The following is a 25,475-nucleotide window of genomic DNA, read 5'->3' on the forward strand; positions in this document are numbered from 1 at the left end:
CTGAACCAGGCCGTGGAAGACCAGAAGAACGGCATCACCACCCTGATCGAAGCCATGATCAACCAGGAACTGGGCGAACCCTTCCGCCGCGACGCGATGAAGAAACCCGTCGAGGTCGCTGGCATCAGCAAAGACGACATGAAACCTCAACAGGTTTGATGACCTCTCCCTTGCCGGGGCAGGCCTACGCCCCGGCAGTCCCTGCGCCCTCTCTTCATCCACCCTTGAAGAAGAGGGGGCGCATTTTTCTTTTTAAAGGATGAAAGTGATGATGCAGGACAGCACGGCCCCCGCATTTGCACCGCGTTTGATCGGGTTTCTGCAGGATAACTGGCGCGGATTTCTGGTGTCTGTCGTCGTGGCTGCGGCAGCGCAGTTCTTGTCGGAACATTACGGCGCACCCGCAATGCTGATGGCGCTGCTTCTGGGCATCGCCTTTCACTTTCTGGCCGAAGACAGCGGCGGTGTATGTAAAGCCGGGATCGAGTTCACTGCCCGCACCGTGCTGCGCTTTGGTGTGGCGCTACTGGGTGCGCGCATCAGTGTCGAGCTGATGGTGGGTCTTGGGCCGAAACTGATCTCGGTCGTTGTGCTGGGCGTGATCCTGACCATCCTGTTTGGCCTTCTGATGGCACGTGTCCTTGGACGCGGCTGGCGCTTTGGTCTTTTGACCGGCGGATCAGTGGCGATCTGCGGGGCCTCGGCCGCGATGGCAATCGCTGCGGTCCTGCCGAAAAACGAGCATTCTGAACGCAACCTGATCTTCACCGTTCTGTCGGTTACGGTGTTGTCGACCATTGCAATGATTGCCTATCCGATCCTGACCGAGGCGTTCGACTTCAACGACGAAGTCTCGGGTGTCTTCCTTGGTGGTACGATCCATGACGTGGCACAGGTTGTTGGTGCGGGCTTCTCGGTCTCGGATCAGGCGGGCGAAGTGGCCACGATGGTCAAGCTGATCCGCGTGGCGATGTTGGCCCCGGTGGTCCTGATCATCTCGATCATGGTGCGCCGTTTTGCCGAGGATAATGCGACCGAGGGCAAACGCCCACCAATTCTTCCGTCCTTCGTGGTCGGCTTCCTGATCTTCGCCACGTTGAATTCGATCGGATTGATCCCGGCTGTGATGGTCGACGCGATGTCGTCGCTTAGCCGTTGGGCGCTGCTGGTGTCGATCGCGGCCGTGGGCATGAAGACCTCGCTCAAGCGCATTCTGGAAGTGGGTGGACAGGCGATCGCGATGATCGTGGTCGAGACGATCTTTATCGCGCTCTTTGTCCTCGCTGGCGTCCTGATGTTGGGCCACTAAGCAAATCCGTCGAAAAGGATCAGACGATGAAACCGCTTGAAATGCTTTTGAAAAACGCGGCGCGCTCGCAGAAAAAGATTGTGCTGAGCGAAGGTGCCGATCCCCGCGCTGTGGCCGCAGCGATTGATGCCCGCGCGCAAGGGATCGCCCGGATTGTGCTGGTGGGACCTGAGGCCGATGTGCAGGCCGAGCTTGCCCGCGCTGGCGCCGCACCCGGCAATGGGATCGAGATCCAGGACCCGACAACCTCGCCTTTGCTGGATGAACTGGCGGTGCTGTTTCACAAGCTGCGCCTGCACAAGGGCGTCACACCCGAGATGGCCCGAGACGCCGCAAAATCACCGCATGTCTTCGCGGCCCTTCTGGTTAAATCGGGCCACGCCGATGGCACCGTTGGCGGCGCTGTCGCCACCACCGCCGAGATCGTGCGCACCGCCATTCAGGTGATCGGACCCAAACCGGGCTCCAAGCTGATTTCGAGCTTCTTCCTGATGCTGTTCTGCAAGGATCACCACGCGAAGAAAGGCGCGCATATCTTCACCGACAGCGGCCTTGTGGTGGACCCCTCGGCCGAGGAAATGGCCCAGATCGCGCAAGCATCGGCCGAGTCCTTCGTGGCCCTGACCGGCGACACGCCTCGGGTTGCGATGCTGTCGTTCTCGACGCGTGGAAGTGCCTCGCATGACAAGGTGTCGAAAGTGGTCACAGCCACGGAACTGGCACGCGCGGCCAACCCTGATCTGCTGATTGATGGCGAGCTTCAGTTCGACGCGGCTTTCGTTCCGGACGTCGCAGCGTCCAAGGCCAGCGGATCGCCATTGGGGGGCGACGCGAACATCTTTGTCTTCCCCAATCTCGAAGCGGGTAACATCGCCTACAAAATCGCCCAGCGCGTGGGCGGAGCTGCAGCCATCGGCCCGATCCTTCAGGGCCTTGCGCGCCCTGCCAACGACCTGTCGCGCGGATGCTCGGCTGAAGACATCCTGCACATGATCGCCGTCACCGCCGCCCAGGCCGAGGCCGCAGACACCCCGAATACTGAAGAATAAGGAGAAGACACATGCTCCCCCACGTTGTCGATCTAAGCCAAACGTCCGACGCCAAAACCTCGCGTCGTCTTGCGGATATCCCGAACTGCGTCGTCGAAGGCGATCCGCATCAGGATATCTGGGTCCATTCGACAAGCCCGGACGGAAAGCTGACCGTCGGGGTTTGGACGTCGACACCTGGCAAATGGCACGCCTTCGCGGGCAAGGACGAGTATTGCTATATCGTGTCCGGCCGATGCGCGTTGATCCATGAAGACGGAACACGGCAAGAGTTCACTGCAGGCGGTTCGTTTTTCATCCCGGACGGTTTCAAGGGCTTTTGGGAGGTTCTGGAAACCACCACGAAGCACTTCGTGATCCGCGATACCAGTTACCAGTGAGCCTTACACTCGTTCGAGAAAACAGAGTACGCGCCGGTGCTGTCAGACTAATTCGAGCTAGCCTCAGCAAGGACAGTGATGCTGCCCTTTAGTCGGCACAAAGTTGGCGCCACTCGGCCAGAGCGGCGGTACGGTTCAGCTTGGAATTTGATCTGGAGTAAAAGCTGCGTTCCGAATTGAAGAGGTTAAGGACAGCGGCGTGGACGGAGGCGAACTTCTGCAAACTTTGCAATCGCCGAAAGCGCTGCATTGCCCTCTCCCTTCGTCGAAATGGTAGATGGAAATTCTCGGCGCGATTGTTTAGCCAGCAGCCAGTTTCCTGTCGATCGGCATTGCCGGTTTCCTTCATCGCAGCTCCATAGGAACGAAGTTTGTCAGTCACGATTACTTCTGGTTGGCCGTGCTTACGCATTGCTTTTCTTAGGGATTTCAATGCTGCCTTCTTGTTGCGTGTCTTCGTCACGTAACTTTCCAGCACCTCGCCTTCGTGGTCAACGGCCCGCCACAGATAGTGCCGTTCACCGTTGATCTTCACGAACATCTCATCCAAGTGCCAACGCCAATTCGAGTGGTGCCGCAGATGCTGGACCCGCCTCTTGCGGATTTCCGAAGCAAACTTCGGCCCGAACCGCTGCCACCAGAAACGAACAGATTCATAGCTCACATCGATGCCGCGCTCATGTAGCAAGTCTTCTACATTCCTGGGTGAAAGAGGAAACCGAATATACACCATCACCGTCAAACGGATGATTTCGGGTGAGGCTCGGAAGTGGGGAAGTGGGCCGCGTTTGGTCATGAGGCAACGCTACGAAACCGCCCTGCCCTCCTCAAGGTCATCCCTCTGACAAGACCAACAAAAGAAAAGTTGTTAGCAGCACAGCATACGCATCACGCAAATGGATTTGAGTGATACAAGCGGCATTTGAATCTACTCCCCCATACCTTCTCCAACACGCCAATTTCACACAGCCATGGGGCGATTGCGCCAGCAGCGCGGGCTGGATGAGCGCGGCTTCCCAGTAAAGCGACAGTCTGCCGCTGACGAAGAAAAAGAAGAAAACAGCGGATAAGGGGCAATTACGTGGTTAATTACGTGGTCAATAAGGAAAGTGGTTCCCCATACAAATCATTGTTTTTGTTGAAATAAATGATATGGCGGAGGAGGTGGGATTCGAACCCACGGTAGACTTTCACCTACGTCGGTTTTCAAGACCGGTGCATTCAACCACTCTGCCACTCCTCCGACGATGTGAGGCTTAACTTCCATCGAGCGATTCTGAAAGTGAAGAATTCACGCGGGAAGGTGCTCATGGGGGATCGATGTAAATGGCACTCTTTTCTCGCGCCAATGTTGTGTTTAGACTGCCTGCAAATCCGGGGGTCACCCTGAACGAGCAGTCTGGATCCGAAGATCCCACATCAGAGAACCTAGGGGCGCGATATGTCGATAAAGACCACCGTGAAAGTGGCCATGGCACTTGGAGGTGCCCTTCTTGTTGCAGCGTGCGACGACACCAATCTTCCCGGTTTCATGAAAAACGCCAACTCTGGCGAGCGAAATGCGCAAACAACCGCCCGCCAGGGGGAAGTCATCGAACGTGATGTGGAGGCACCCGAGGTCTTTCAGGTCACTGAGAAAGGCCTGTGGGATGGACGCCCCAGCCTTGGCGGCGTCTGGGTTGCACACCCCAGCGCGAAAGATCCGGAACGCGTGATCATCCGAAATCCGGCGAACGGGAAATCCGCTGTGGCGGCACTTTTCCGTCGTGAACGTGAGATTCCGGGCCCTCGCCTGCAAGTGTCGTCCGAAGCGGCGGCCGAGCTTGGAATTCTAGCGGGTGCGCCGACTGAACTCTCTGTCACGGCCTTGCGCAAACAGAAGGTGCCTGTGGCGCCTCCGCCTGTGGAAGACCCGGTTTTGGAAGATCCGGCCGAGATCTCGCAATCGACATTGGATGATCCGATTGCCGCCGCCGAAGCGGCGCTGGATCGCACCGAGAAAACGACGCCTCGCGTTGGCACACGCCCCGCACCAAAACCCACTGCTAAACCTGCAGCCACCAAACCTGTCGCTGCAGCCAAACCTGCGGCCCCTGCCCCCGCAGGCACCCCGTCTAAACCCTTCATCCAGATCGGCATCTTCTCGGTTGAACAGAACGCGAAGAACGCGGCGGAGTCTCTACGCGGTATCGGGATTATTCCGACGATCAAGCCGGGCAACTCGAACGGTAAGAAGTTCTGGCGCGTGGTTGCGGGACCCGCAACAAACAAAGCCGAGCTTGAGGCCGTGCTGAACAAGATTAAGGGGCTTGGCTTCGTCGACGCCTATGCCGTCACCAACTAAGACCGGATAGCAGATCTTGGGCCAAACGGCCCCACTGACAACCAAAGGACACTACCTGACCATGTTTCGTCGCCTGACATTGCGCATTTCAGCCCTTGTGGCGTTGGTTTTCATCGCAGCGCTGCCCGCGCGCGCTTTCGATACGCGCGCTACCTCGGCCTATGTGCTGGATGTGACCACGGGCACCGTGCTGCTTGAGAAGAACGCGGAAGTTCCCCTGCCGCCTGCGTCGATGTCCAAGCTGATGACGGTCAACATGCTGTTCGAGGCCTTGGCGGATGGCCGTGTGACGCTCTCGACCCCGTTTGGCGTGTCGGACCGGGCCGCCAATATGGGCGGATCGACCATGTTCCTGACTCAAGGCGATCGCCCCACGGTCGAGGATCTGTTGCAGGGTATCATCGTTCAGTCAGGCAATGACGCCTGCGTGGCTGTTGCCGAAGGACTGGCAGGCACGGAAGACGCCTTTGCGCGCATGATGACCGACCGCGCCCGCAATATGGGATTGGCAAACACCAGCTTCGGCAACGCCTCGGGCTGGCCACACCCGATGCAACGCATGTCGATGAAAGATCTGGCGCTTCTGGCGCGTCACCTGATTGTCGAGTTCCCGGACTACTACCGCTATTTCTCGCAGACCGAGTATCACTATAAGGACCGTGCCCCGGACAACCGCTTCAACCGCAATCCGCTTTTGCGGCTTGGCATTGGCGCAGATGGCCTGAAGACGGGCCACACGCAGGAAGCAGGCTATGGTCTGGTCGGGTCTGCCCGTCAGGGAGATCGCCGTATCGTGTTCGTCATTTCGGGTATGATGTCGGAAAAAGAACGTGCCGAAGAGGCCGAAGCCATCGTCAACTGGGCCTTCCGTCAGTTCACCATGAAAACCACCGTCAAAGCCGGCCAGCGCGTGGCCGAGGCCCCCGTCTGGCTGGGATCGAGCGCAACGGTCGGACTGGTTCCGGCCGAGGATGTGAACCTGCTGATCCCAGCAGGGCAGCGTGGCGGGATCACCGCGACGGTCAACTGGACCGGCCCGATCCCGGCCCCCATCGCGCAAGGACAAGAGCTGGCCCAGATGGTGATCAGTCGCGATGGGCTCAGCGACACGGTTGTGCCCCTTTATGCTGAATTTGGCGTGGGCAATGCTGGTTATACCAAGCGCCTGGCCACCGCGGCAGGTAAGGTTCTGGCGATGGTCTTGGGCGGCGACACCCCGCCCCCTGTTGCGCTGCCCGGCGCGACCTCAAGCACAAACTGACCTGATCATGGGCGGATTATTCATCAGTTTCGAGGGCATCGACGGCTCGGGCAAGTCGACGCAAGCGCGTCTGCTGGCCGAGGCTTTGCAGCAACAAGGCCATGACGTGGTCCTGACCCGCGAACCCGGAGGCTCGGCCGGGGCCGAGGAAATCCGTGCGCTGGTGCTGGAAGGTGACCCCGACCGCTGGTCGGCAGAGACCGAATTGCTCTTGTTCACCGCCGCCCGCCGCGACCATCTGGAACGTCTGATCAACCCAGCCTTGGCCGAGGGCAAGATCGTCATCACCGACCGTTTCGCTGACAGCACACGCATGTATCAGGGCACCCGGTCCGGCGACAAACGCGCGCAGGTCGATGCGCTGCATGATCTGATGATCGGCTGTGAACCTGATGTGACCTTCCTGATCGACATGGACCCCGACCTGGGTCACGCCCGTGCCAAGGGGCGTGGTGGCACCGAAGAACGGTTCGAGGATTTCGGCGCCGAGCTTCAACACAAGATGCGCGCCGGGTTTCTTGAACTTGCGCAAGATCATCCCGACCGGTTCCGCGTGATCGACGGCACCCGCGACATCGACGTGGTCGCCGCAGATGTGCTGGCCACTGCACTGGCCGAAATCAAGGCCCGCATCGCATGAGCACCGATCCCGACGACATCCCGCAGCCCGACCAGATCGAAGGCGCCCCGCATCCGCGCGAAGCTACCCGGCTGATCGGGCAGGACGCGGCGGAACAGGCGTTTCTCTCGGCTTATAACTCGGACCGGATGCATCACGGCTGGCTGATCACCGGCCCGCGCGGCGTGGGCAAGGCAACGCTGGCGTGGCGCATCGCGCGCTTCCTTCTGGCCACCTCGCCGGATGATGGCGGCATGTTCGACGCCCCTGCCCCCGAGACGCTGGACATTTCACCCGACCATCCTGTGTCGCACCGGATCGCGGCCCTGTCCGAGCCGGGCCTGTTCCTTCTGCGCCGCCCTTGGGACGAGAAGGCAAAGCGTCTGAAAAACGAGATCACCGTGGACGAGGTGCGTAAGCTGAAAAGCTTCTTCGCGCTGTCCTCGGCCGGTGGCGGGCGTCGCGTCGTGATCGTCGACGTGGCGGACGAAATGAACTCCAACGCCGCCAACGCGCTGCTGAAGCTTTTGGAAGAACCGCCCGAGGGTGCGGTGCTGCTGTTGATCAGCCACCAACCAACACGCCTTCTGCCCACGATCCGTTCGCGTTGTCGCGAGTTGCGCCTGCCGCCTTTGGCGCCGGACGCGCTGTCACAGGTCATGGCGGGGCTGGATGAAACGCCCTCGGCGGACGAGGTTTTGCGCCTGAATGAACTGGCCGCAGGGTCGGCGGGCGACGCGCTGCGTCTTCTGCACCTGAACGGCTTGGGCACCTACGGCGATTTGGTTCAGATCTTCCAGAACCGCGATTTCGACCGCCCCCGTGCGTTGAAACTGGCGGAAAGCGCGGCCGGCAAAGCCAATGCCGAGCGCTATGCGCTGATCTTGCATCTGTTTGACCTGTTTCTGGCGCGACTGGCCCGCCACGGGGCCGGTTTCCGCCCAGCGGCCGAGGCCGCGCCGGGCGAAGCGGCCTGCCTTGCGCGCCTATCGCCCCACCCCACTGCGGCGCGCTCTTGGGCGAGCCTGCAACAGGAATTGTCGGCCCGCGCAAGCCATGGACGGGCGGTGAACCTTGACCCGGCTGCGCTCATCCTTGATATGGTTTTCAAGATCAACGACACGGCCGTGAAATTGGCGGCCTGAGGCAAGGACGCCCCCTATGAGCACGCCAAAAATCACCGACAGCCACTGCCATCTGGACTTCCCCGATTTCGAGGGGCGTCTGGGTGAGGTGATTGCCAATGCCGCCGACGCGGGCGTCGCGCGCATGGTGACGATCTGCACGAAAATGGCCAACCTGCCACAAGTGCAGCCCATTGCCGAAAATCACGCGCCGGTCTTCTTCGCCGCCGCCACCCATCCGATGAGCGTGGCGTCGGAGCCAATGGTCTCGGTCGAGGAGTTGGTGGCGCTGGCCGCCCATCCCAAGTTCGTCGGCATCGGGGAAACCGGGCTGGATTATCACTACACCGCCGACAGCCGCGATGTGCAGATCGAAAGCCTCTTGCTCCATATCGAGGCGGCGCGCCAGACGGGTCTGCCGCTGATCATCCATTCGCGCGACGCGGATGACGACATGGCCCGCATTCTGACCGAAGAACACAGCAAGGGTGCGTTTGACTGCGTGATGCATTGCTTCAGCTCTGGTCCCGAATTGGCCAAGGCCGCGCTGGATCTGGGCTTCTACCTGTCCATGTCCGGCATCGCCGCCTTCCCGCGCAGCAAAGAGGTGCGCGAGATTTTCGCCGCCGCCCCGGTCGATCGCATTCTGGTCGAAACCGACGCGCCCTATCTGGCCCCCCCACCCTATCGCGGCAAACGCAACGAGCCTGCTTTCACCGTACATACGGCCAAGGTCGGCGCCGAACTGTATGGCCTCAGCTATGAAGATTTCGCCGCCCAGACCGAGGCAAACTTCGAGCGCCTCTTCGCCAAGGCGGCCGCGTATGAGGTGCCCGCATGACGGACCTGTCGCCCGGCACCTACTTCACCATCCTTGGCTGTGGATCCTCGGGCGGCGTACCGCGTTTGGGCGGGAATTGGGGCGATTGCAATCCTAGCAATCCTAAGAACCGCCGCACACGATGTTCGGCACTTGTAACACGTGTCGGTGACGATGGCGGCGTCACCCGTGTTCTGATCGACACCTCACCGGACATGCGCAGCCAGCTTCTAGACGCAGGCGTCGGCGCATTGGACGCGGTGGTCTATACCCACAGCCACGCCGACCACATGCATGGCATCGATGACCTGCGGATGATCGTCTATAATATGCGCAAACGTGTGCCTGTCTGGGCTGACAGCCCCACGCAGACCGCGCTGATGTCGCGCTTTGGCTATGCGTTCGTGCAGCCCGAGGGCTCGAGCTATCCGCCCATTCTGGACTTGCATGCCATCCGCGATGACGAAGACGTGGTGATCGACGGCGACGGTGGCCCGATCCGTATGACCCCGTTCGAGGTCCGCCACGGCAACATGGACTCGCTGGGCTTCCGCATTGGCGATCTGGCTTATCTGCCCGATGTCAGCGAAATCCCCGAGGACGTGACCCATGTGCTGCAGGGCCTGAATATCTTCGTCATCGACGCGCTCCGCCGTTCGCCCCACCCGACCCACTTCAATCTGGATGATGCGCTGGAGTGGATCAAACGCTCGGGGACCAAGCAGGGCGTGCTGACCAACATGCATATCGACCTAGACTATGATACCGTCCTCGCAGAGACGCCTGACAATGTGACCGTGGCCTTTGACGGGATGGTTCTGCCCATTCGGCATTCATGAACACGCTGATCGATATCGTCCTGCCGGTCTTTCTGGTGGTCGGTTTCGGTTATGTCGTGCGCTGGCGCAATGTCTTGTCGGACGGCGCGATTGATGGGCTGATGAAATTCGCCCAAAGCGTCGCCATCCCCTGCCTTCTGTTTTTAGCCATTGCCGGTTTGGATCTGAAATCCGAGTTCAACGCGCCCTTGCTCCTTAGTTTCTACGCTGGTGCCTTGGCCGGTTTTTTCGCGGGCCTGTGCGGAGCGCGCTACCTGTTCGGTCGCCCCTGGCCTGACGCGGTTGCGATCGGTTTCGTCTCTCTTTTCTCCAACTCGCTTTTGTTGGGACTTCCCATCACCGAGCGCGCCTTCGGCCCGGACGCATTGGCCGGGAACTATGCGATCATCGCACTGCATGCGCCATTTTGCTATGGGATCGGGATTACCGCGATGGAGATTGCGCGGGCGCAAGGAAATGGCGCATTGCAAACGCTGCGCCAGATCGGGCGCTCGATGTCGCGCAACATTCTGGTTTTGGCCATTGCGGCAGGATTTGTCGTAAACCTGACCGGCTTGCCCCTGCCCGGCGTATTGCTTGAGGCTTTGGCCCTAGTGGGCCGCGCCGCGCTGCCGACCGCCCTGTTCGCCTTGGGGGGCGTGTTGTACCTGTACCGGCCCGAGGGCGATCTGAAGATCGTGGCGTTCCTGTGCGTCGTCTCGCTGATTGTGCACCCGGCCATTACTTGGACCTTGGGCAGCACATTCTCACTGGAAACGGACGCCTTCCGATCCGCCATCCTGACCGCCGCCAGCGCCCCGGGCATCAATGCCTATGTCTTTGCGAACCTCTATGGCGTTGGCAAACGTGTGGCGGCCACGACGGTTCTGGTTGGAACGGCACTTTCCATTTTCACTGTGTGGGGATGGCTGGCTCTTCTGGGTGCTGCCTGACCCACCCCACAGCTTCTTTCCTAGGTATTGTTACCAATAGCGGTGCGAGAAAAATTTCTCGTAACATATCTATTGTGGCGAATCATCATTCGCACTATATTCGACCAAACGGTCAGCAATACTCCAAGCCGCCGCAAGCTTATCCCGCGCCGCGCTTGGACATTCCGGGAGGGATATATGGAAGCTTTCATCTGCGACGCGGTGCGCACTCCGATCGGTCGATATGGCGGGGCGCTGTCCAGCGTTCGAGCCGACGACCTAGCCGCACTGCCAATCGCCGCTTTGAAAGAGCGCAACCCAGATGTGGACTGGGCGTCGATTGATGACGTGATCTATGGCTCGGCCAACCAGGCGGGCGAAGACAACCGCAACGTGGCACGCATGGCTGCCCTTCTGGCTGGTCTGCCGGTCGAAGTTCCGGGCACTACGATCAACCGCCTGTGTGCATCCGGAATGGATGCGGTGGGCATGGCCGCCCGTGGTGTGAAAGCAGGCGACTATGACCTGTGCATCGCAGGCGGCGTCGAAAGCATGAGCCGCGCACCCTTCGTGATGCCGAAAGCCACCAGCGCTTTCACTCGCGCCAATGCGGTTTATGACACCACCATCGGCTGGCGCTTCGTGAACCCGAAGATGGACAAGATGCACGGCACCCATTCGATGCCGCAAACGGCTGACAATGTGGCCGAGGACTATAACGTCAGCCGCGAAGATCAGGACGCTTTTGCTGCTCGCAGCCAAGCCCGCTGGGCCGCTGCGAACGAGGCTGGCATGTTCGCGGACGAGATCATTCCGGTGACCATTCCGCAGCGCAAGGGTGATCCCATTGTTGTCGACACCGACGAACACCCCCGCCCGGGCACCTCGGCTGAAAAGCTGTCAGGCCTGCGCGGCGTGAACGGCCCGGACCTGACGGTTACGGCTGGCAATGCCTCGGGCGTGAACGATGGGGCGGCGGCGATGCTGATCGCCTCGGAAGCCGCAGCCAAGGCCAACAACCTGAAACCGATGGCCCGCGTGGTTGCCATGCAGGCGGCAGGCGTTGCGCCCCGCGTTATGGGCATTGGCCCGGTTCCGGCCAGCCGCAAGGCGCTGGACAAAGCTGGTCTGACCATCGACCAGATCGATGTGATAGAATTGAACGAAGCGTTCGCAAGCCAAGGCCTTGCCACGCTGCGCGAACTGGGTGTCGCGGATGATGATCCGCGCGTGAACCCGAACGGCGGTGCGATTGCACTGGGCCACCCGCTGGGCATGTCCGGCGCGCGCCTTGTACTGACTGCCGCGTATCAACTGCAACGCACCGGTGGGCGCTATGCGCTGTGCACCATGTGTGTGGGTGTGGGACAGGGCGTTGCCCTTATTCTGGAAAGGATCTGACGATGTATGCACAGATGATCACAGCCGAGGCCTCGGACGAGGATCCCAAGCTGCTTGAAGAGTTTCAGGCGCGGATTGACCGCGACGAAAAGATCGAGCCGAAAGACTGGATGCCGATGGCGTATCGCAAGACGCTGATCCGCCAGATCGGCCAGCACGCGCACTCGGAAGTTGTGGGTCAGCTGCCGGAAGGCAACTGGATCACCCGCGCACCGACGCTGGAGCGTAAGGCGATCCTGCTGGCAAAGGTGCAGGACGAGGCCGGCCACGGTCTGTATCTGTACTCGGCCGCGGAAACGCTGGGCGTCAGCCGCGACGAACTGGTCGAGCTGCTGCACGAAGGTAAGATGAAGTATTCGTCGATCTTCAACTACCCCACCCTGAACTGGGCCGATATCGGTGCCGTGGGTTGGCTGGTAGATGGCGCCGCCATCGTGAACCAAGTGGCGCTGCAGCGGACATCCTATGGTCCCTATAGCCGTGCGATGATCCGCATCTGTAAGGAAGAAAGCTTCCACGCACGTCAAGGCTATCACGCGATCATGCAGATGGCCTTTGGCACGCCTGCGCAGAAAGCCATGGCACAAGACGCCGTGAACCGCCTGTGGTTCCCCGCGATCATGATGTTTGGCCCGTCGGACAGCGAAAGCGTCCATTCGGAGCAGTCGATGACCTGGAAGATCAAGGTCCGCTCGAACGACGACCTGCGCCAGCAGTTTGTCGACCAGACCGTCCCGCAGATCGAATATCTGGGTCTGGATCTGCCCGATCCCGGCATCAAATGGAACGAGGAACGCGGCCACTATGACTATTCGGACCCCGATTGGTCCGAGTTCTTCAACGTTATCAAAGGCAAAGGCCCCTGCAACGTGGACCGTCTGAACGACCGGACCAACGCTTGGGAAGACGGCGCATGGGTGCGCGACGGTCTTCTGGCCCATGGCCGCAAAAAAGCCGCTGCACGCACAGCCGCCGAATAAGGAGAGATCACATGTCGAAAGAATGGCCCCTCTGGGAAGTATTTATCCGCGGTCAGCATGGCCTGAGCCACCGTCACGTGGGCAGCCTGCACGCGCCGGACGCTGAAATGGCAATCAAGAACGCCCGTGACGTGTACACCCGTCGCAACGAAGGCGTGTCGATCTGGGTTGTGGAAGCACAGCACATCGCAGCCTCCAGCCCGGAAGAAAAAGGTCCGCTGTACGAGCCCTCGAATTCGAAGGTCTATCGTCACCCGACCTTCTTCGACATCCCCGAAGAAGTGGGGCACATGTAATGGCTGACAACGCACTCTTTCAATTTCTGCTGCGGATGGGCGACAACAGCCTGATCCTCGGCCACCGCGTCAGCGAATGGTGTGGCCATTCGCCGGTGCTGGAAGAAGATATCGCACTGGCCAACACCGCGCTGGACCTGATCGGTCAGACACAGTTCTGGCTGGGCCTTGCGGGTGAAGTCGAAGGCAAAGGCCGTTCGGCTGACGATCTGGCTTTCCTGCGCGACGCCTGGGATTACCGCAACGTCCTGCTGTGCGAGCTGCCCAACGGTGACTTCGGTCAGACCCTGATGCGCCAGTTCCTCTATGACGCATGGGCGTCGGTGATGATGGGGCGTCTGATGACCTCGTCCGACGAACGTGTGGCTGCGATTGCAGCCAAGGCGTCCAAGGAAGTGGCCTATCACGTAGAGCGTTCGGGCGACACGGTGGTTGGTCTTGGCGACGGGACCGAGGAAAGCCATGCGCGTATGCAGGCCGCACTCGATTACCTCTGGCCCTATGTGGGCGAAATGTTCGACAGCGACGAGGTCGACGCGGCCATGGTCAAGGCAGGCATTGCCCCCGACCCCGCTGGCTTGCGTGAAGAATATGACGCGCTGGTGGGCAAGGTTCTGGGGCAAGCAACCCTGACCATCCCGACCGACACGTTCCACCACAAGGGCGGGCGCACGGGCTATATGCATACCGAGCATCTGGGCCATCTGCTCTGCTCGATGCAATGGCTGCAGCGCGCTTATCCGGGCGCGACCTGGTAAAATGGGTCAGCCGTCAGTAGATACGATTTGGGACTGGCTGGACCAGGTGCCCGACCCCGAGATCCCCGTGATTTCGTTGGTCGATCTGGGCATCATCCGGGATGTGAAATGGGAAGGCGACACCTTGAAGGTTGCCGTCACCCCCACCTATTCCGGCTGTCCGGCCACGTCTGTGATCAATTTCGATATCGAAACCGCGTTGCGCGACCGCGGGATCGAGAAGCTGACCCTGACACAGCAACTGTCCCCTCCGTGGACCACCGACTGGCTGTCGGACAAGGGCAAGGCGAAGCTTGAGAAATACGGCATCGCCCCGCCCTCGCCCAAAGGCGAACCAGAACGCTGCCCCAATTGCGGCGGCCACAATCTGGAACGCACCAGCCAATTCGGCTCGACCCCATGCAAGGCGCTCTGGCGATGCCGCGACTGCCTTGAACCCTTTGATTACTTCAAGTGCATCTAGGAGACACCCATGGCGCGCTTCCACAATCTTACTGTGACCGATATCCAGAAAACCATCCGCGACGCGGTGGTGGTGACGCTCACCCCTGACGACCCCGAAGCCTTTGACTTCACTCAAGGCCAATACATCACCTTCCGTCGCGACTTTGACGGGCAGGAACTGCGCCGCTCTTACTCGATCTGTTCGGGTCTGGACGATGGCAAGCTGCAGGTGGGCATCAAACGTGTCGATGGCGGCGCGTTCTCGACCTGGGCCAATGAAGAGCTGACCCAAGGCGCGACCATCGAAGCCATGCCCCCCATGGGCAACTTCCACATCCCGCTGGATGCGACCACCAACCGCCACTATCTGGGCTTTGCCGGTGGCTCGGGCATCACGCCGGTTCTGTCGATCATCAAGACCACGCTGGCCCGCGAGCCGCAGTCGGAGTTCACGCTGGTCTACGCCAACAAGGCTGTAACCACGATCATGTTCCGCGAGGAACTGGAAGATCTGAAAAACCGCTATATGGGCCGCTTCAACGTGATCCATATTCTGGAAAGCGACGCGCAGGAAATCGACCTGTTCACCGGACTGGTGGACGAGGCGAAATGCGCGGCTCTCTTCAAGACCTGGATCGATATCAAATCCGTCGACACCGCGTTCATCTGCGGCCCCGAGCCGATGATGCTGGGCATCGCCAAGGCACTGCGCGATCACGGGCTGGATGACGCGCAGATCAAGTTCGAGCTGTTTGCGTCGAGCCAACCGGGCCGCGCAGCCAAGAAAGCCGCCAGTTCGTCGGCAGCAACCGGTGACGGCATCGAGGCGGTAATCGCCATGGACGGCGCCAGCCGCACCATCACAATGGACGGCGAAACCTCGATCCTGGACGCCGCCCTCGCTAACGACATGGACGCACCCTATGCCTGTAAGGCCGGTGTCTGCTCGACCTGCCGCTGTAAGGTTCTGGAAGGCGACGTGGACATGATCACCAACCACGCGCTGGAAGATTACGAGGTCGAAAAAGGCTATGTCCTCTCGTGCCAGACCTTCGCCCGCTCGGGCAAAATTGTCGTCGATTTCGACCAGTAAGGAGACCCCAATGTCTGATATGAGCATCACCGATTATCTGGCTCAGGGCGGTGTCCTGACCAACCCCGAAAACGTCCCCGCGCGCTATCGCGCCGAGCTTATGCGCCTGATGGCCACCTTTGTGGACTCTGCGCTGGCGGGTGCTGCCGGCTTTGCCGACATCATCAACGAAGGCCCGGGCATCAAAGAGCGTATTGCCGCTGCTAAGATCGTTCTGGAAAAGACCGACAACGCCGACAAGGTTCTGTCGATCATGGGCGATTTCGGCGCCAACACTGCGCGCTATGCCAACCACCATCCGTGGACCGATCGTGTGGCGCGCGACGCCGATATCGGCACCTCGCGCACCGACACGGATATGCGTCTTTCGGTCTTCAACTACCCAATGCAAGGCTGGTCGGATGCCGTGGTCATGAACCTTCTGATGGGTCTGGCCGTGGGCGTGCAGATGAGCGAGTTCAAACGCGTGTCCTATGCGCCTTTGGCCGAAGCCTTCCGTGCGGTCGGCCCGGTCGAGGCCCGTCACGCCGAACTGGCCGCCGAGGGCATCGAGCGTCTGGTAGAAACCGGCACCAGCATGGCCGACCTGCAAGCCAGCGTCGATTATTGGTGGCCCCGTGTGGCGGCAAGCTTCGGCAAGGACGTATCGACCCGCGCCAGCCAGCTGCAAGCCTTTGGGCTGCGCCATTCGTCGAACGCGGAACTGCGCGAGGAATGGGAAGCCGCTGCGGCTGCTCAACTTGAAAAACTGGGGCTGAGCGCGCCGTAAGCGCCGCCCCACCGCATACGAACAGAGGACAGAGAATGACCCTGATGAAAGTCTCCAGCTTCGCGGCTGGTCAATGGATTGCACCGGGCGCCAATGCCCGCCCCATCGCCTCGGCCATCACCGGGCTGCCGCTTGCAGAAGCGGGCGGCGCGGATCTGGATATGCAGAAGATGATCGACTATGCGCGCAATGTGGGCGGCCCCGCCCTGCGCGAGATGGGCTTTCATGACCGCGCCAAGATGCTGAAGGCGTTGGCGATGCATCTGGGTCAGCATAAGCAGGAACTCTACGACCTCAGCTTTGACACTGGCGCCACGCAGTCCGATCACATGATCGACATCGACGGCGGCGTCGGCACTGTGTTCGTCTTCGCCTCAAAGGGCCGTCGCGAGATGCCCGATGGTAAAGTCTATATCGACGGCGAAATCGAGCAGCTTTCGCGCAACGGCACCTTCCTTGGCATGCACATCGCGACCCCTCTGCAAGGTGTGGCTGTCCACATCAATGCGTTCAACTTCCCGGTTTGGGGGATGCTGGAGAAACTGGCCCCGACCCTGCTAGCCGGTGTACCCGCCATCGTAAAACCCGCGACGGCCACGTCCTATGTGACCGAAGCCGCCGTGCGCATCATGCTGGACAGCGGTATCTTGCCCGAGGGCGCGTTGCAGCTGATCTCGGGCGGCACCGGCGACCTGCTGGACCGCCTTGGCCCGCAGGATATCGTCAGCTTCACTGGCTCGGCCCAAACCGCGTCGATGCTGCGCTCGAACCCGAACATCCTGAAGAACTCGGTACGGTTCGTGGCTGAACAGGACAGCCTGAATGCCTCCATTCTGGGCCCAGACGTGACCCCCGGCACGGCGGAATTTGACCTCTTTATCAAAGAGGTACATCGCGAGATGACGACGAAAGCTGGTCAGAAATGTACCGCCATCCGCCGTATCATCGCGCCGGAAGCACAGGTTCAGAATGTGATCGAGGCCCTGTCTGCTCGTCTGGATAAAACCGTGATCGGCGACCCGCGTGCCGAAGGTGTGCGCATGGGTGCTTTGGTCTCGGCTGGACAGAAAACGGATGTGTTGCAGAAGGCCGCCGCGATCGGATCGGAAAGCAAGATGGTCTATGGCAACCCCAATGACATCGATTTCGAAGGCGATGTTGACCCGGGCGCCTTCGTAAAGCCGATGCTGTTCCACTGCGAAAACCCCGACACCGCGACCATCGTGCATGAATGCGAGGCCTTTGGCCCCGTCTCGACCATCATGGGTTACCGCGACATTGCTCACGCTATTGAGCTGGCCAACAAGGGTGAAGGCTCGCTGGTCGCCTCGGTCATCACGGGGTCGGGCGACGTGGCCCGCGAGGTTGCCATGGGCGCAGGCGCCTTCCACGGGCGCCTCTACTTCAACAACGCGACCTCTATGAAGGAATCGACAGGTCACGGTTCTCCGCTGCCGCACATGGTGCATGGCGGTCCGGGTCGTGCTGGCGGCGGCGAGGAAATGGGCGGCGTGCGTGGCGTTCTGCATTACATGCAGCGGACCGCCATTCAAGGCAGCCCCGACATCCTGACCTCGATCGGCGGGCGTTGGGTGCCCGGTGCGACAGAAATCGAAGGTCCCGCCCACCCGTTCACCCGCAAATATGGTGAGCTGTCGATTGGCGAAACACTGCACACCAAATCGCGTGAAGTCACGTTGGCGGATATCGAGAAGTTCGCGCATTTCACCGGCGACACGTTCTATGCCCACATGGATAGCGAGGCCGCCAAGCGGAACCCGTTCTTCCCGGATCGCGTGGCGCATGGCTATCTGCTGCTGTCCTTCGCCGCTGGCCTGTTCGTTGAACCCAACGAAGGCCCCGTACTGGCCAACACCGGCCTAGACAACCTACGTTTCATGAAACCCGTCGAGGCCGGCGACAGCATGAAAGTGCGCTTGACCGTCAAAGCCAAAACCCGCAGGACAGACGAATACGGCGAAGTGCGCTGGCACGTCACCCTCGCCAATCAGGATGACGAACTGGTGGCAGAATACGAACTTCTGACGATGAACGCCTATTGAGGACGCAATGACCCCGACCGACACGCTTCAGGACACTCTGGCGCATCTGCGCGACAGCAGTGATCTGCGCGTTTGGTCGGTGATCATTACCTTGATGGGGGATCTGACTGTTATGGGTACGCCAGATGCAGATGCGTCTGGCGTTTCCGGTCAGGCCTTGGGCAAGGTCATGGCTGCCCTTGGCATCCGCCCCGAAGCCACCCGTGTAGCGCTGCACCGTCTGCGCAAAGATGGCTGGATCGAAAGCACGCGCCACGGGCGCCGGTCGGTCTACCACCTGACATCGGACGGTCTGGCGCAGACCAAGGCCGTAGCCGATCGCATCTATGGCCCCGCACGCGCCACGCCCGAGCAGTGGCATCTGTTGGTCCTCCCCCCGCAGGCCGAGGATGATGGCAGCTTTGACGCTCTGATTGCTGAGGGGTTCAGTGAACTTGTGCCCGGTGTGTTCCTTGGCACCTCTGCTCCGCAGGCCACGCCCGACGCACTGCATCTTTCTGACCCGAAAACAGAGCTGCCCAACTGGGTCATCGCAACACTGGCACCATCCAAGTTGCAAATGGATTCGGATCAGTTGCGAAAAACAATCTCGCAACTGCCAATTGGCACGTTGCACACCCTACCTGCGTTGGATCGTGCTGCGCTCCGACTGGTTTTGCTGCATGAATGGCGACGCATCGCATTGCGTTTGCCCGAACTTCCGGTCGAAGCAATCTGCCCTAATCTTCAAGTTCGTGCCCTAGTACAACAAGCACTGACCGCACTTGGACCTCTCCCCATTGAACAGCTGGCCCCGTAAACAGAAACGGCCCCGCGCAGTTTGCACAGGGCCGTTCTTTCATTTGCAGTCTGGATCAGGCGTGTTCTAGCAGGCCCTTCTCAGAAGCAAGCTCTTGCATACGCTTTTGCAGCTTCTCGAACGCACGAACCTCGATCTGGCGGATCCGTTCGCGGCTGACATCATAGACACCCGACAAATCTTCCAGCGTAACGGGTTTGTCCTTCAAGCGGCGCTGAGTCAGGATATCCTTCTCCCGGTCGTTCAAAACTTCCATGGCTTGCGCCATAAGCTCGCGACGGACATTCAACTCATCCGATTCAGCGTAGTCGCCCGCTTGGTCGGCATCTTCATCTTCCAGCCAGTCCTGCCACTGCATCGCGCCTTCACCATCGTTCGAGACGGTCGCATTCAGCGACGCATCCCCGCCCGACAGGCGACGGTTCATGGAAATCACTTCGTCCTCGGTCACGTTAAGGTCATTGGCAATTCTCTGAACGTTCTCGGGACGCAAGTCACCTTCTTCCAGCGCACCAATGCGCGCCTTCGCTTTACGCAGGTTGAAGAACAGCTTCTTCTGAGCCGAGGTCGTGCCCAGCTTCACCAGCGACCACGAACGCAGGATGTATTCCTGAATCGAAGCACGGATCCACCACATAGCATAGGTCGCCAAACGGAAGCCCTTTTCGGGATCAAAGCGTTTCACGGCTTGCATCAGGCCCACATTGGCCTCGGAAATCACCTCGGCCTGCGGCAGACCATAGCCGCGATAACCCATGGCGATCTTGGCAGCCAGACGCAGGTGCGAGTTCACCATCTGGTGCGCCGCATCACGGTCTTCATGATCCGCCCAGCGTTTGGCCAGCATATATTCCTGTTCCGGCTCCAGCATCGGGAACTTCCGAATTTCCTGAAGATAGCGATTCAAACCGCCTTCTGGCGTCGGGGCCGGCAAATTTTTGTAGTTGCTCATCGTTGCAAACTTCTCCTGTCCGCTTCCCTCATGTTTAAGGGCTTAACATCGAGATAAGCCTTACAACACGGTTTTCAAGAGGGTGTCGTCATCTTTCGTTATCAGAGTATGAACCTCTGCACCCAATTGTAAGAGGATGACACATTGCCTCACGGCTTCGTGCAGAAAGTTGCAAATGCAAATTACAGTAGCGGCGCCATCATTCCGACAGTGTTGATCAGAACCCGTCTGCTAATGGACCAGCTTTCCACCTTCTTGCGCGACACCGGCAGAGAGGCGTTCAGAAACAGCTCTTGTTTGTCGACGATTGCGCCGACAGTGACCGGATCCGCCAGCATCATGCTGTTTTCATAGTTCAAATCGAAACTGCGCCGATCCAGATTGGGCGAGCCGACAAGCGCCGCCTGCCTGTCCACGGTCAGGATTTTCGCATGCAAAAGGCCCGGCTGAAACTCGTGGATTTCGACCCCGGCCTTCAAAAGCGCGCGGTAGAAGCTGCGTGAGGCAAAACCGACGAAATGGCTGTCATTATTGGCCGGCACGTTCAGCCGCACCCGCACGCCCCGCACGGCGGTGGCGCAGATCTGCTGCTGCAGGGCTTCTGACGGCACATAGTAAGGCGTGGTGATCACCACCTCCTCCTGCGCCGAGGCCAGTAGCATCTGCGCCATATCCGGCACACCCTGCACGCTGATATTCGGGCCCGTTCCGGCAACAACGGCTGGGAACCCGCCTTCTGGCACCGGGGTCTCGCGCTGCAGTATCGACGAAATGTCCGCCCCGCCATTCACCATCCAATCCGAAACGAACAGCCGCTGCGACTGCCATGCCACCGGCCCCGTGATGCGCATCATGATATCGACCCACGGCGCAAATTTCTTCTTCACCAGAAACGCCGCGTCGGCACAGTTCTGACTGCCCACATACGTCGTATCGTGGTCAATCACGATGATCTTGCGGTGGTTACGGATATCAAGACGACGGAAAAAGGCGGCGAACAAGGCGAACCGGAAGGCAAAGGCCACGACAGTCTCGACACCAGCCTCTTTCATTTTCCTCCACAGCGGATCCGCTAACAGTCCACGCGACCCAAGCCCATCAACAATGACTCGACAGGTCACACCGCGCGCAGCGGCCCGCATCAAGGCCTCTGCCACGCGGGTGCCATTTTGATCGGTTAACCAGATATAGAACAGTAAATGTACGTGATCGCGGGCGGCATCAATGTCTGCAACCAACCAATCAATACTTTCGTTGCTGTCTGCAGTTACCTTTGCGTCATTGCCCGCCACCGGCTGAAACCCATTGACCGACGCCGCCCGCGCGAAAGATTGGCGATACAGTAACAGCAGCTCGGGCGGGAGCAGTTCCCCTTGTGGTCGCTTTGGCAGTTCGCGCCGCAAGTCCTTGAGTTTCTTATCTGATCTACGATCTGAACTTGTATCCCCAAGAAAGAAATAGGCGATGATACCAACAAGCGGAAGCGACATGATCACGACGACCCAAGCCAGCCTTGACGCTGCCGAGCGATGCTCGCGCGTGACCGCACGGGCGATGGTTGCGATGTCCAGAAGCACCAGCAGGACAGCCCACGTGCTGCCCCAGGTCGCCGCCCAGGAAATCTCGAACATGCTCGCCTTACCTCTTACGCAGCGCGCGAGGATTAGCCCGCGCGCAGGGTTTCGATTAAGGCCAGCATATCGTCTGGGATTGGCGCTTCAAAGCTGAGTTTTTCGCCCGAGACCGGATGCACGAAGCCCAACGTCGCGGCGTGGAGCGCCTGGCGCGGGAAGGCGCGTGCGGCCTCGACCGCCTCGGGGCCTACCACTTTCACGTTCAGCTTACGCCGCCCGCCATAGGTGGGGTCTCCGATCAACCCATGTCCGGCATGGGACATGTGTACACGAATCTGGTGGGTCCGCCCGGTTTCCAGCCAGCATTCGATCAAAGCCGCCTGTGCGGGGGTGCCGAAGCTTTCCAAAATCCGCGCCCGCGTTACCGCATGACGCCCCCCCGAAAACAGCACCGCCTGTCTTTGACGATCTGTCTTGTGGCGCGCCAGTTGGGTGGTGATTTTCAGGATATTGCCCTTCTCAAAGCTCGTCCCTTTGATGCCGCCCAAACGCGGATCCGCCTGATCCGGCGCGCCGTGGGTGACAGCCAAGTAGTGCCGCTCGGCCGAGTGTGCTTCGAACTGCTTGGCCAACCCGTGATGCGCCGCATCGGATTTGGCGACCACCAGCAGGCCTGAAGTATCCTTGTCGATCCGATGCACGATGCCGGGGCGCTTTTCGCCGCCCACACCGGACAGGTTGCCGCCAAAGTGATGCAGCAGCGCGTTGACCAGCGTACCCGTTGGCGTACCCGGCGCAGGATGCACCACCATGCCCGCAGGCTTGTTCACCACGATCAGATCATCGTCTTCGTAAACGATATCCAGCGGAATATCTTCGGGGCCGATATGGCTTTCATTAGCCTCGGGCACGCGGATCTCCAGCTCATCCCCTTCTGCCAGTTTTCCACGCGGATCATCCATCACCTGCCCACCCATCGTGACCGCGCCTTCAGCGATCAGTTTGGCCAAACGGGACCGTGACAGGTTTGCTTCCTCTGGCACATCGCGCGCAATCGCCTTATCAAGGCGCTTGGGCGGGTTCTCGGCTATGATGACCCGGACAATCCGGTGCGAGGTAGACATGGACAAAACTCCTGAACAGGAACTGGACGCAGCCCTAGAGGACAGCGTGGGCCTTGGCACCGTGCGCTATCTGAAAACGATTGTCACGGCAATGACGGTGGCAACGATTCTGGGAATGATCGTGCTGATCACGGTTGTGGTGATGCGATTCTCTCAGACCTCGCCCACTGCGAACACTCTGCCCTTACCAGATCAAATCACCTTGCCCGAGGGTGTGACGGCCGAGACCGTCACATTGGGGCGCGACTGGATCGGTGTCGTATCGGGTGATGAAATACTGATCTACGAGACAGACGGACAGCTACGAAAACGCATCAACCTGCGCTAACCTATTCGCATTCTCTTAAGGGGGGATGGTACCGACACCCCGGCTCGAACGGGGGACCTCTTGATCCACAATCAAGCGCTCTAACCTACTGAGCTATGTCGGCACGCTGGATGCGTTTACCCCCACCCGCGGGGCTTTGCAAGAGGTCGCGGGTTGAAAAATGCACGAAAGCGCACTAACCCGATCAGAAGAAATTCAGGAGGCCACACATGGGCATCAACGACGAAAGTGACATCGACGCAAACCTGCAGATCGGGCCGACCTCGATTGGGATGGTGCGCCTTTATGTTGAAGGTGGCGGTGTGGAACTGCCAATGGATTTCGAACCGGAAGAGGCCGAAGAAATCGCGGAAGAGCTGTTGACCGCGGCCAAACAAGCCCGCGCATTGGCCGACAGTGCCAAGTCGAAAAAGTAACGCTTTCTAGACGTTGACCAATGCCGCCACGCCGGGGTCGCGAAACCCTTGCAACCGGCGCGCGGCATGGGTGGCAAATTTCTGCGCCATTACCTTGCGCCGGGCCGGTGCCAATCTGTCTTCCGGCCCCATGCGCAAAATCTCGGCATCATAGCTGTCTGCAATGATCAGCCCGGTGTCGTCCGGCAACAGCTCAGTTGGAAAATCGGAATCAACGGCCCAGAAATAGCGGTCGCACCATTCCAGATAGCCCTGCCATTTACTATCGGACGTGAAATCCACGCGCGAGGATTTGCATTCGATCACCCAAATCTCGCCCTTCGGGCCCAAGGCCATCACATCGACCCGCAGCCCGCGTGTGGGTACCAGCTCTTCGACCGTGACGAAGCCGTGGCTCAGCATGTGGCGACACACGCCGCGCGCCAGTAATTGTCCAGGCATCAAGGTTTGGTCAGATAGCGCCATAAAGCCAATCGAACATTTCATGAACAAATTGTCAATGGACCGTACAGAATCGCGCGCACCCTTGCGCCCGGCACGCCGTGCGCCTATCTAGACGAAGGCGGCTTCTGCCCTTCGCGTCACATGCGGGTAAAATTCCGGTGGCCTTAAGCAATTCCGAGGGAGCTGGCTCTGTTTGGGCCGTGGTCCACTTACCCGGCGCCCACCTGTATATACAGGTCCTCGGGAATTCAGACCCCGACGGTCGCGGTGGGGCCGCCACTTTCCACTGCAAATCAGCGCGAGCGCGCTTTAGTTGATCTTGTCCAGAAGCTGTCCGCGCACATCTTCGGGGACGAACTTGCTGACATCGCCGCCCAGTTTAGCGATCTCTTTCACCAGTTTCGACGCAATTGCCTGATAACGCGCTTCGGCCATCAGAAACACGGTTTCCACGCTATCATCCATCGCGCGATTCATGCCAACCATCTGATATTCATACTCGAAATCGGTCACAGCACGCAGGCCACGGATGATGATCTGCGCACCAACATCATGGGCGCAGTCGATCAGAAGGTTCTGGAAGGGGTGGGCAACGATCTCGGTCCCGGTTTCGGCGGCCAGTTTCGCGCATTCGCTTTCAACCATGGCAACACGTTCTTCCAACGAGAACAAAGGCCCCTTGCCCGTGTTGATGGCAACACCAATCACCAGCCGATCCACCAATGCACAGGCACGACGAATGATGTCTGTGTGCCCCAAGGTGATCGGGTCGAAAGTTCCGGGATACAATCCGATGCGCATGATCTGGTCTCCTTGCAGTGGGCGCACGCAACATTATGGCGCGCCCAAATGCAAGCTTTTTCCGCAGTGCAGCGTATTCTTACGGGGGTAGGCTTAGTAGCCCATGATCATGTTCTTCAGCGCATCCGCCTGCTGCGAAAGCTCCTCCAAACGCGCCTTGACCACATCCCCGATCGAAACCAGCCCGATCATTTCATCGCCTTCCATCACCGGCATGTGGCGAAAACGGCCCTCGGTCATGGTCTGCAGCACTTGGATCGCCCGATCGCCCGGTGCGCAGGTGATCAACTTCTCGGTCATCAGGTCATCGACCGGCTGGTCCAGACACCCCGTGCCGACCTTCCCAAGCTCGGACACAATGTCGCGCTCGGACAAGATACCTGCCGGATGCACCCCATCGGACGACACAATGACTGCGCCGATCTTCTTGTCAGACAAAAGCTGTGCCGCATCTGCCACCTTGCTGCCCGGCTTGACCGTTGCAACGCCCTCGAGGTCTTTATCTTTGAGGATCTGGTGAATGAGCATGGGCGCCCTCCTGTCTGTATGTATTGTATTTTTCTGTCCCCAGCGTCAC

General features: G+C 59.7%; 28 protein-coding genes and 2 tRNA genes. 21 read left to right on the forward strand and 9 right to left on the reverse strand.

Annotated features, from left to right (window positions below):
* The first annotated feature begins 259 nt into the window (after positions 1 to 259).
* Genes G0Q00_RS08535 through G0Q00_RS08545 form a run of 3 tightly spaced genes read left to right on the forward strand, consistent with a single transcriptional unit; the run spans position 260 to position 2,738 of the window.
* Positions 260 to 1,309: a YeiH family protein gene (locus tag G0Q00_RS08535; RefSeq protein ID WP_239058402.1), complete on the forward strand. Its 1,050-nt coding sequence runs from the start codon at positions 260 to 262 to the stop codon at positions 1,307 to 1,309.
* 26 nt (positions 1,310 to 1,335) lie between these two features.
* Entirely contained in the window at positions 1,336 to 2,358 is a 1,023-nt protein-coding gene (pta, locus tag G0Q00_RS08540) for a phosphate acetyltransferase (RefSeq protein WP_163038408.1), read from the forward strand.
* A gap of 11 nt (positions 2,359 to 2,369) precedes the next feature.
* Complete coding sequence (locus G0Q00_RS08545) at positions 2,370 to 2,738, forward strand: cupin domain-containing protein (RefSeq protein WP_163038410.1); 369 nt, start codon at positions 2,370 to 2,372, stop codon at positions 2,736 to 2,738.
* Positions 2,739 to 2,826: 88 nt separating this feature from the next.
* On the opposite strand, the gene G0Q00_RS08550 is transcribed toward G0Q00_RS08545, so the two are convergent.
* Positions 2,827 to 3,534, reverse strand: a complete 708-nt coding sequence (locus G0Q00_RS08550) for an IS6 family transposase (protein ID WP_163038412.1) — start codon at positions 3,532 to 3,534, stop codon at positions 2,827 to 2,829.
* A 357-nt stretch (positions 3,535 to 3,891) separates the two neighbouring features.
* A tRNA-Ser gene (locus G0Q00_RS08555) sits at positions 3,892 to 3,981 on the reverse strand.
* A gap of 198 nt (positions 3,982 to 4,179) precedes the next feature.
* Here G0Q00_RS08555 and G0Q00_RS08560 point away from each other — a divergent pair.
* The 16 genes from G0Q00_RS08560 (at position 4,180) to G0Q00_RS08635 (ending at position 19,259) form a co-directional block, all read left to right on the forward strand.
* A complete protein-coding gene (locus G0Q00_RS08560; protein ID WP_163038413.1) occupies positions 4,180 to 5,082 on the forward strand; it encodes an SPOR domain-containing protein in 903 nt (300 codons plus the stop codon).
* 61 nt (positions 5,083 to 5,143) lie between these two features.
* Positions 5,144 to 6,343, forward strand: a complete 1,200-nt coding sequence (locus tag G0Q00_RS08565; RefSeq protein ID WP_163038415.1) for a D-alanyl-D-alanine carboxypeptidase family protein — start codon at positions 5,144 to 5,146, stop codon at positions 6,341 to 6,343.
* Between the two features lie 7 nt (positions 6,344 to 6,350).
* Positions 6,351 to 6,983 (forward strand): dTMP kinase, encoded by a 633-nt coding sequence (tmk, locus tag G0Q00_RS08570; RefSeq protein ID WP_163038417.1) that lies wholly within the window; start codon positions 6,351 to 6,353, stop codon positions 6,981 to 6,983.
* A complete protein-coding gene (locus G0Q00_RS08575; RefSeq protein ID WP_163038419.1) occupies positions 6,980 to 8,107 on the forward strand; it encodes a DNA polymerase III subunit delta' in 1,128 nt (375 codons plus the stop codon). Before tmk ends, G0Q00_RS08575 begins: the two co-directional genes overlap by 4 nt.
* A gap of 16 nt (positions 8,108 to 8,123) precedes the next feature.
* A complete protein-coding gene (locus tag G0Q00_RS08580; protein WP_163038421.1) occupies positions 8,124 to 8,927 on the forward strand; it encodes a TatD family hydrolase in 804 nt (267 codons plus the stop codon).
* Positions 8,924 to 9,745: an MBL fold metallo-hydrolase gene (locus tag G0Q00_RS08585; protein WP_163038423.1), complete on the forward strand. Its 822-nt coding sequence runs from the start codon at positions 8,924 to 8,926 to the stop codon at positions 9,743 to 9,745. Before G0Q00_RS08580 ends, G0Q00_RS08585 begins: the two co-directional genes overlap by 4 nt.
* Entirely contained in the window at positions 9,742 to 10,677 is a 936-nt protein-coding gene (locus G0Q00_RS08590; protein ID WP_163038425.1) for an AEC family transporter, read from the forward strand. Before G0Q00_RS08585 ends, G0Q00_RS08590 begins: the two co-directional genes overlap by 4 nt.
* Positions 10,678 to 10,854: 177 nt before the next feature.
* Positions 10,855 to 12,057, forward strand: coding sequence for a 3-oxoadipyl-CoA thiolase (gene pcaF, locus G0Q00_RS08595; protein WP_163038427.1), 1,203 nt, complete (start codon positions 10,855 to 10,857; stop codon positions 12,055 to 12,057).
* Positions 12,058 to 12,059: 2 nt separating this feature from the next.
* Positions 12,060 to 13,037 carry a 1,2-phenylacetyl-CoA epoxidase subunit PaaA gene (gene paaA / locus G0Q00_RS08600; RefSeq protein ID WP_163038429.1) on the forward strand — a complete coding sequence of 326 codons (978 nt, stop codon included), beginning with the start codon at positions 12,060 to 12,062 and terminating at the stop codon, positions 13,035 to 13,037.
* A gap of 11 nt (positions 13,038 to 13,048) precedes the next feature.
* On the forward strand, positions 13,049 to 13,333 hold the full coding sequence (gene paaB / locus G0Q00_RS08605; RefSeq protein WP_108856777.1) for a 1,2-phenylacetyl-CoA epoxidase subunit PaaB: 285 nt from the start codon (positions 13,049 to 13,051) through the stop codon (positions 13,331 to 13,333).
* Positions 13,333 to 14,091, forward strand: a complete 759-nt coding sequence (gene paaC / locus G0Q00_RS08610) for a 1,2-phenylacetyl-CoA epoxidase subunit PaaC (protein ID WP_163038431.1) — start codon at positions 13,333 to 13,335, stop codon at positions 14,089 to 14,091. The genes paaB and paaC overlap by 1 nt, the downstream gene beginning before the upstream one ends.
* Position 14,092: 1 nt before the next feature.
* Positions 14,093 to 14,554, forward strand: a complete 462-nt coding sequence (paaD, locus tag G0Q00_RS08615; protein ID WP_163038433.1) for a 1,2-phenylacetyl-CoA epoxidase subunit PaaD — start codon at positions 14,093 to 14,095, stop codon at positions 14,552 to 14,554.
* A 9-nt stretch (positions 14,555 to 14,563) separates the two neighbouring features.
* The gene (locus tag G0Q00_RS08620; RefSeq protein WP_163038435.1) at positions 14,564 to 15,628 is read left to right on the forward strand and encodes a 2Fe-2S iron-sulfur cluster-binding protein; all 1,065 of its coding nucleotides are present in this window, start codon (positions 14,564 to 14,566) and stop codon (positions 15,626 to 15,628) included.
* Positions 15,629 to 15,638: 10 nt separating this feature from the next.
* Positions 15,639 to 16,397 carry a Phenylacetic acid catabolic protein gene (locus G0Q00_RS08625; RefSeq protein ID WP_163038437.1) on the forward strand — a complete coding sequence of 253 codons (759 nt, stop codon included), beginning with the start codon at positions 15,639 to 15,641 and terminating at the stop codon, positions 16,395 to 16,397.
* A 35-nt stretch (positions 16,398 to 16,432) separates the two neighbouring features.
* Positions 16,433 to 18,460 (forward strand): phenylacetic acid degradation bifunctional protein PaaZ, encoded by a 2,028-nt coding sequence (paaZ, locus tag G0Q00_RS08630; RefSeq protein WP_163038439.1) that lies wholly within the window; start codon positions 16,433 to 16,435, stop codon positions 18,458 to 18,460.
* A 7-nt stretch (positions 18,461 to 18,467) separates the two neighbouring features.
* The gene (locus G0Q00_RS08635) at positions 18,468 to 19,259 is read left to right on the forward strand and encodes a hypothetical protein (protein ID WP_163038441.1); all 792 of its coding nucleotides are present in this window, start codon (positions 18,468 to 18,470) and stop codon (positions 19,257 to 19,259) included.
* A gap of 55 nt (positions 19,260 to 19,314) precedes the next feature.
* Here G0Q00_RS08635 and rpoH read toward each other — a convergent pair whose 3' ends face one another.
* From rpoH to G0Q00_RS08650, 3 genes are all read right to left on the reverse strand, one after another.
* Positions 19,315 to 20,211 (reverse strand): RNA polymerase sigma factor RpoH, encoded by an 897-nt coding sequence (gene rpoH / locus G0Q00_RS08640; RefSeq protein ID WP_163038443.1) that lies wholly within the window; start codon positions 20,209 to 20,211, stop codon positions 19,315 to 19,317.
* Positions 20,212 to 20,393: 182 nt separating this feature from the next.
* A complete protein-coding gene (cls, locus tag G0Q00_RS08645) occupies positions 20,394 to 21,842 on the reverse strand; it encodes a cardiolipin synthase (RefSeq protein ID WP_163038445.1) in 1,449 nt (482 codons plus the stop codon).
* Between the two features lie 32 nt (positions 21,843 to 21,874).
* Positions 21,875 to 22,909 carry an RluA family pseudouridine synthase gene (locus G0Q00_RS08650; protein ID WP_163038446.1) on the reverse strand — a complete coding sequence of 345 codons (1,035 nt, stop codon included), beginning with the start codon at positions 22,907 to 22,909 and terminating at the stop codon, positions 21,875 to 21,877.
* On the opposite strand from G0Q00_RS08650, the gene G0Q00_RS08655 reads away from it, so the two are divergent.
* Entirely contained in the window at positions 22,908 to 23,237 is a 330-nt protein-coding gene (locus G0Q00_RS08655) for a DUF6476 family protein (protein WP_163038447.1), read from the forward strand. The two genes, G0Q00_RS08650 and G0Q00_RS08655, sit on opposite strands and share 2 nt — an antisense overlap.
* A gap of 26 nt (positions 23,238 to 23,263) precedes the next feature.
* On the opposite strand, the gene G0Q00_RS08660 is transcribed toward G0Q00_RS08655, so the two are convergent.
* Positions 23,264 to 23,340 (reverse strand) — tRNA-His (locus G0Q00_RS08660).
* Between the two features lie 106 nt (positions 23,341 to 23,446).
* Here G0Q00_RS08660 and G0Q00_RS08665 point away from each other — a divergent pair.
* Positions 23,447 to 23,653: a DUF6324 family protein gene (locus tag G0Q00_RS08665; RefSeq protein WP_163038448.1), complete on the forward strand. Its 207-nt coding sequence runs from the start codon at positions 23,447 to 23,449 to the stop codon at positions 23,651 to 23,653.
* Between the two features lie 6 nt (positions 23,654 to 23,659).
* On the opposite strand, the gene G0Q00_RS08670 is transcribed toward G0Q00_RS08665, so the two are convergent.
* The 3 genes from G0Q00_RS08670 to G0Q00_RS08680 all read right to left on the reverse strand — a co-directional run bounded on the left by G0Q00_RS08670 (position 23,660) and on the right by G0Q00_RS08680 (position 25,426).
* Complete coding sequence (locus G0Q00_RS08670; protein ID WP_239058403.1) at positions 23,660 to 24,094, reverse strand: MmcB family DNA repair protein; 435 nt, start codon at positions 24,092 to 24,094, stop codon at positions 23,660 to 23,662.
* Between the two features lie 312 nt (positions 24,095 to 24,406).
* Positions 24,407 to 24,898, reverse strand: coding sequence for a pantetheine-phosphate adenylyltransferase (coaD, locus tag G0Q00_RS08675; RefSeq protein ID WP_163038450.1), 492 nt, complete (start codon positions 24,896 to 24,898; stop codon positions 24,407 to 24,409).
* 93 nt (positions 24,899 to 24,991) lie between these two features.
* Complete coding sequence (locus G0Q00_RS08680; RefSeq protein WP_163038451.1) at positions 24,992 to 25,426, reverse strand: CBS domain-containing protein; 435 nt, start codon at positions 25,424 to 25,426, stop codon at positions 24,992 to 24,994.
* Between the last annotated feature and the right edge of the window lie 49 nt (positions 25,427 to 25,475).

This window comes from Aliiroseovarius sp. PrR006 (assembly GCF_010500215.1).
Classification (GTDB): domain Bacteria; phylum Pseudomonadota; class Alphaproteobacteria; order Rhodobacterales; family Rhodobacteraceae; genus Aliiroseovarius.

Excerpts from the sequence above, each read along its gene's own strand:
- G0Q00_RS08560 (WP_163038413.1), top strand. The coding sequence starts at position 4,180 with ATGTCGATAAAGACCACCGTGAAAGTGGCCATGGCACTTGGAGGTGCC.
- G0Q00_RS08565 (WP_163038415.1), top strand. The coding sequence starts at position 5,144 with ATGTTTCGTCGCCTGACATTGCGCATTTCAGCCCTTGTGGCGTTGGTT.
- G0Q00_RS08625 (WP_163038437.1), top strand. The coding sequence starts at position 15,639 with ATGTCTGATATGAGCATCACCGATTATCTGGCTCAGGGCGGTGTCCTG.
- tmk (WP_163038417.1), top strand. The coding sequence starts at position 6,351 with ATGGGCGGATTATTCATCAGTTTCGAGGGCATCGACGGCTCGGGCAAG.
- G0Q00_RS08575 (WP_163038419.1), top strand. The coding sequence starts at position 6,980 with ATGAGCACCGATCCCGACGACATCCCGCAGCCCGACCAGATCGAAGGC.
- G0Q00_RS08545 (WP_163038410.1), top strand. The coding sequence starts at position 2,370 with ATGCTCCCCCACGTTGTCGATCTAAGCCAAACGTCCGACGCCAAAACC.
- paaD (WP_163038433.1), top strand. The coding sequence starts at position 14,093 with ATGGGTCAGCCGTCAGTAGATACGATTTGGGACTGGCTGGACCAGGTG.
- cls (WP_163038445.1), bottom strand. The coding sequence starts at position 21,842 with ATGTTCGAGATTTCCTGGGCGGCGACCTGGGGCAGCACGTGGGCTGTC.
- G0Q00_RS08665 (WP_163038448.1), top strand. The coding sequence starts at position 23,447 with ATGGGCATCAACGACGAAAGTGACATCGACGCAAACCTGCAGATCGGG.
- pcaF (WP_163038427.1), top strand. The coding sequence starts at position 10,855 with ATGGAAGCTTTCATCTGCGACGCGGTGCGCACTCCGATCGGTCGATAT.
- rpoH (WP_163038443.1), bottom strand. The coding sequence starts at position 20,211 with ATGAGCAACTACAAAAATTTGCCGGCCCCGACGCCAGAAGGCGGTTTG.
- pta (WP_163038408.1), top strand. The coding sequence starts at position 1,336 with ATGAAACCGCTTGAAATGCTTTTGAAAAACGCGGCGCGCTCGCAGAAA.
- G0Q00_RS08620 (WP_163038435.1), top strand. The coding sequence starts at position 14,564 with ATGGCGCGCTTCCACAATCTTACTGTGACCGATATCCAGAAAACCATC.
- G0Q00_RS08585 (WP_163038423.1), top strand. The coding sequence starts at position 8,924 with ATGACGGACCTGTCGCCCGGCACCTACTTCACCATCCTTGGCTGTGGA.
- G0Q00_RS08635 (WP_163038441.1), top strand. The coding sequence starts at position 18,468 with ATGACCCCGACCGACACGCTTCAGGACACTCTGGCGCATCTGCGCGAC.
- paaC (WP_163038431.1), top strand. The coding sequence starts at position 13,333 with ATGGCTGACAACGCACTCTTTCAATTTCTGCTGCGGATGGGCGACAAC.
- coaD (WP_163038450.1), bottom strand. The coding sequence starts at position 24,898 with ATGCGCATCGGATTGTATCCCGGAACTTTCGACCCGATCACCTTGGGG.
- paaZ (WP_163038439.1), top strand. The coding sequence starts at position 16,433 with ATGACCCTGATGAAAGTCTCCAGCTTCGCGGCTGGTCAATGGATTGCA.
- G0Q00_RS08670 (WP_239058403.1), bottom strand. The coding sequence starts at position 24,094 with ATGCCTGGACAATTACTGGCGCGCGGCGTGTGTCGCCACATGCTGAGC.
- G0Q00_RS08590 (WP_163038425.1), top strand. The coding sequence starts at position 9,742 with ATGAACACGCTGATCGATATCGTCCTGCCGGTCTTTCTGGTGGTCGGT.
- G0Q00_RS08650 (WP_163038446.1), bottom strand. The coding sequence starts at position 22,909 with ATGTCTACCTCGCACCGGATTGTCCGGGTCATCATAGCCGAGAACCCG.
- G0Q00_RS08655 (WP_163038447.1), top strand. The coding sequence starts at position 22,908 with ATGGACAAAACTCCTGAACAGGAACTGGACGCAGCCCTAGAGGACAGC.
- paaA (WP_163038429.1), top strand. The coding sequence starts at position 12,060 with ATGTATGCACAGATGATCACAGCCGAGGCCTCGGACGAGGATCCCAAG.
- G0Q00_RS08550 (WP_163038412.1), bottom strand. The coding sequence starts at position 3,534 with ATGACCAAACGCGGCCCACTTCCCCACTTCCGAGCCTCACCCGAAATC.
- paaB (WP_108856777.1), top strand. The coding sequence starts at position 13,049 with ATGTCGAAAGAATGGCCCCTCTGGGAAGTATTTATCCGCGGTCAGCAT.
- G0Q00_RS08535 (WP_239058402.1), top strand. The coding sequence starts at position 260 with ATGAAAGTGATGATGCAGGACAGCACGGCCCCCGCATTTGCACCGCGT.
- G0Q00_RS08580 (WP_163038421.1), top strand. The coding sequence starts at position 8,124 with ATGAGCACGCCAAAAATCACCGACAGCCACTGCCATCTGGACTTCCCC.
- G0Q00_RS08680 (WP_163038451.1), bottom strand. The coding sequence starts at position 25,426 with ATGCTCATTCACCAGATCCTCAAAGATAAAGACCTCGAGGGCGTTGCA.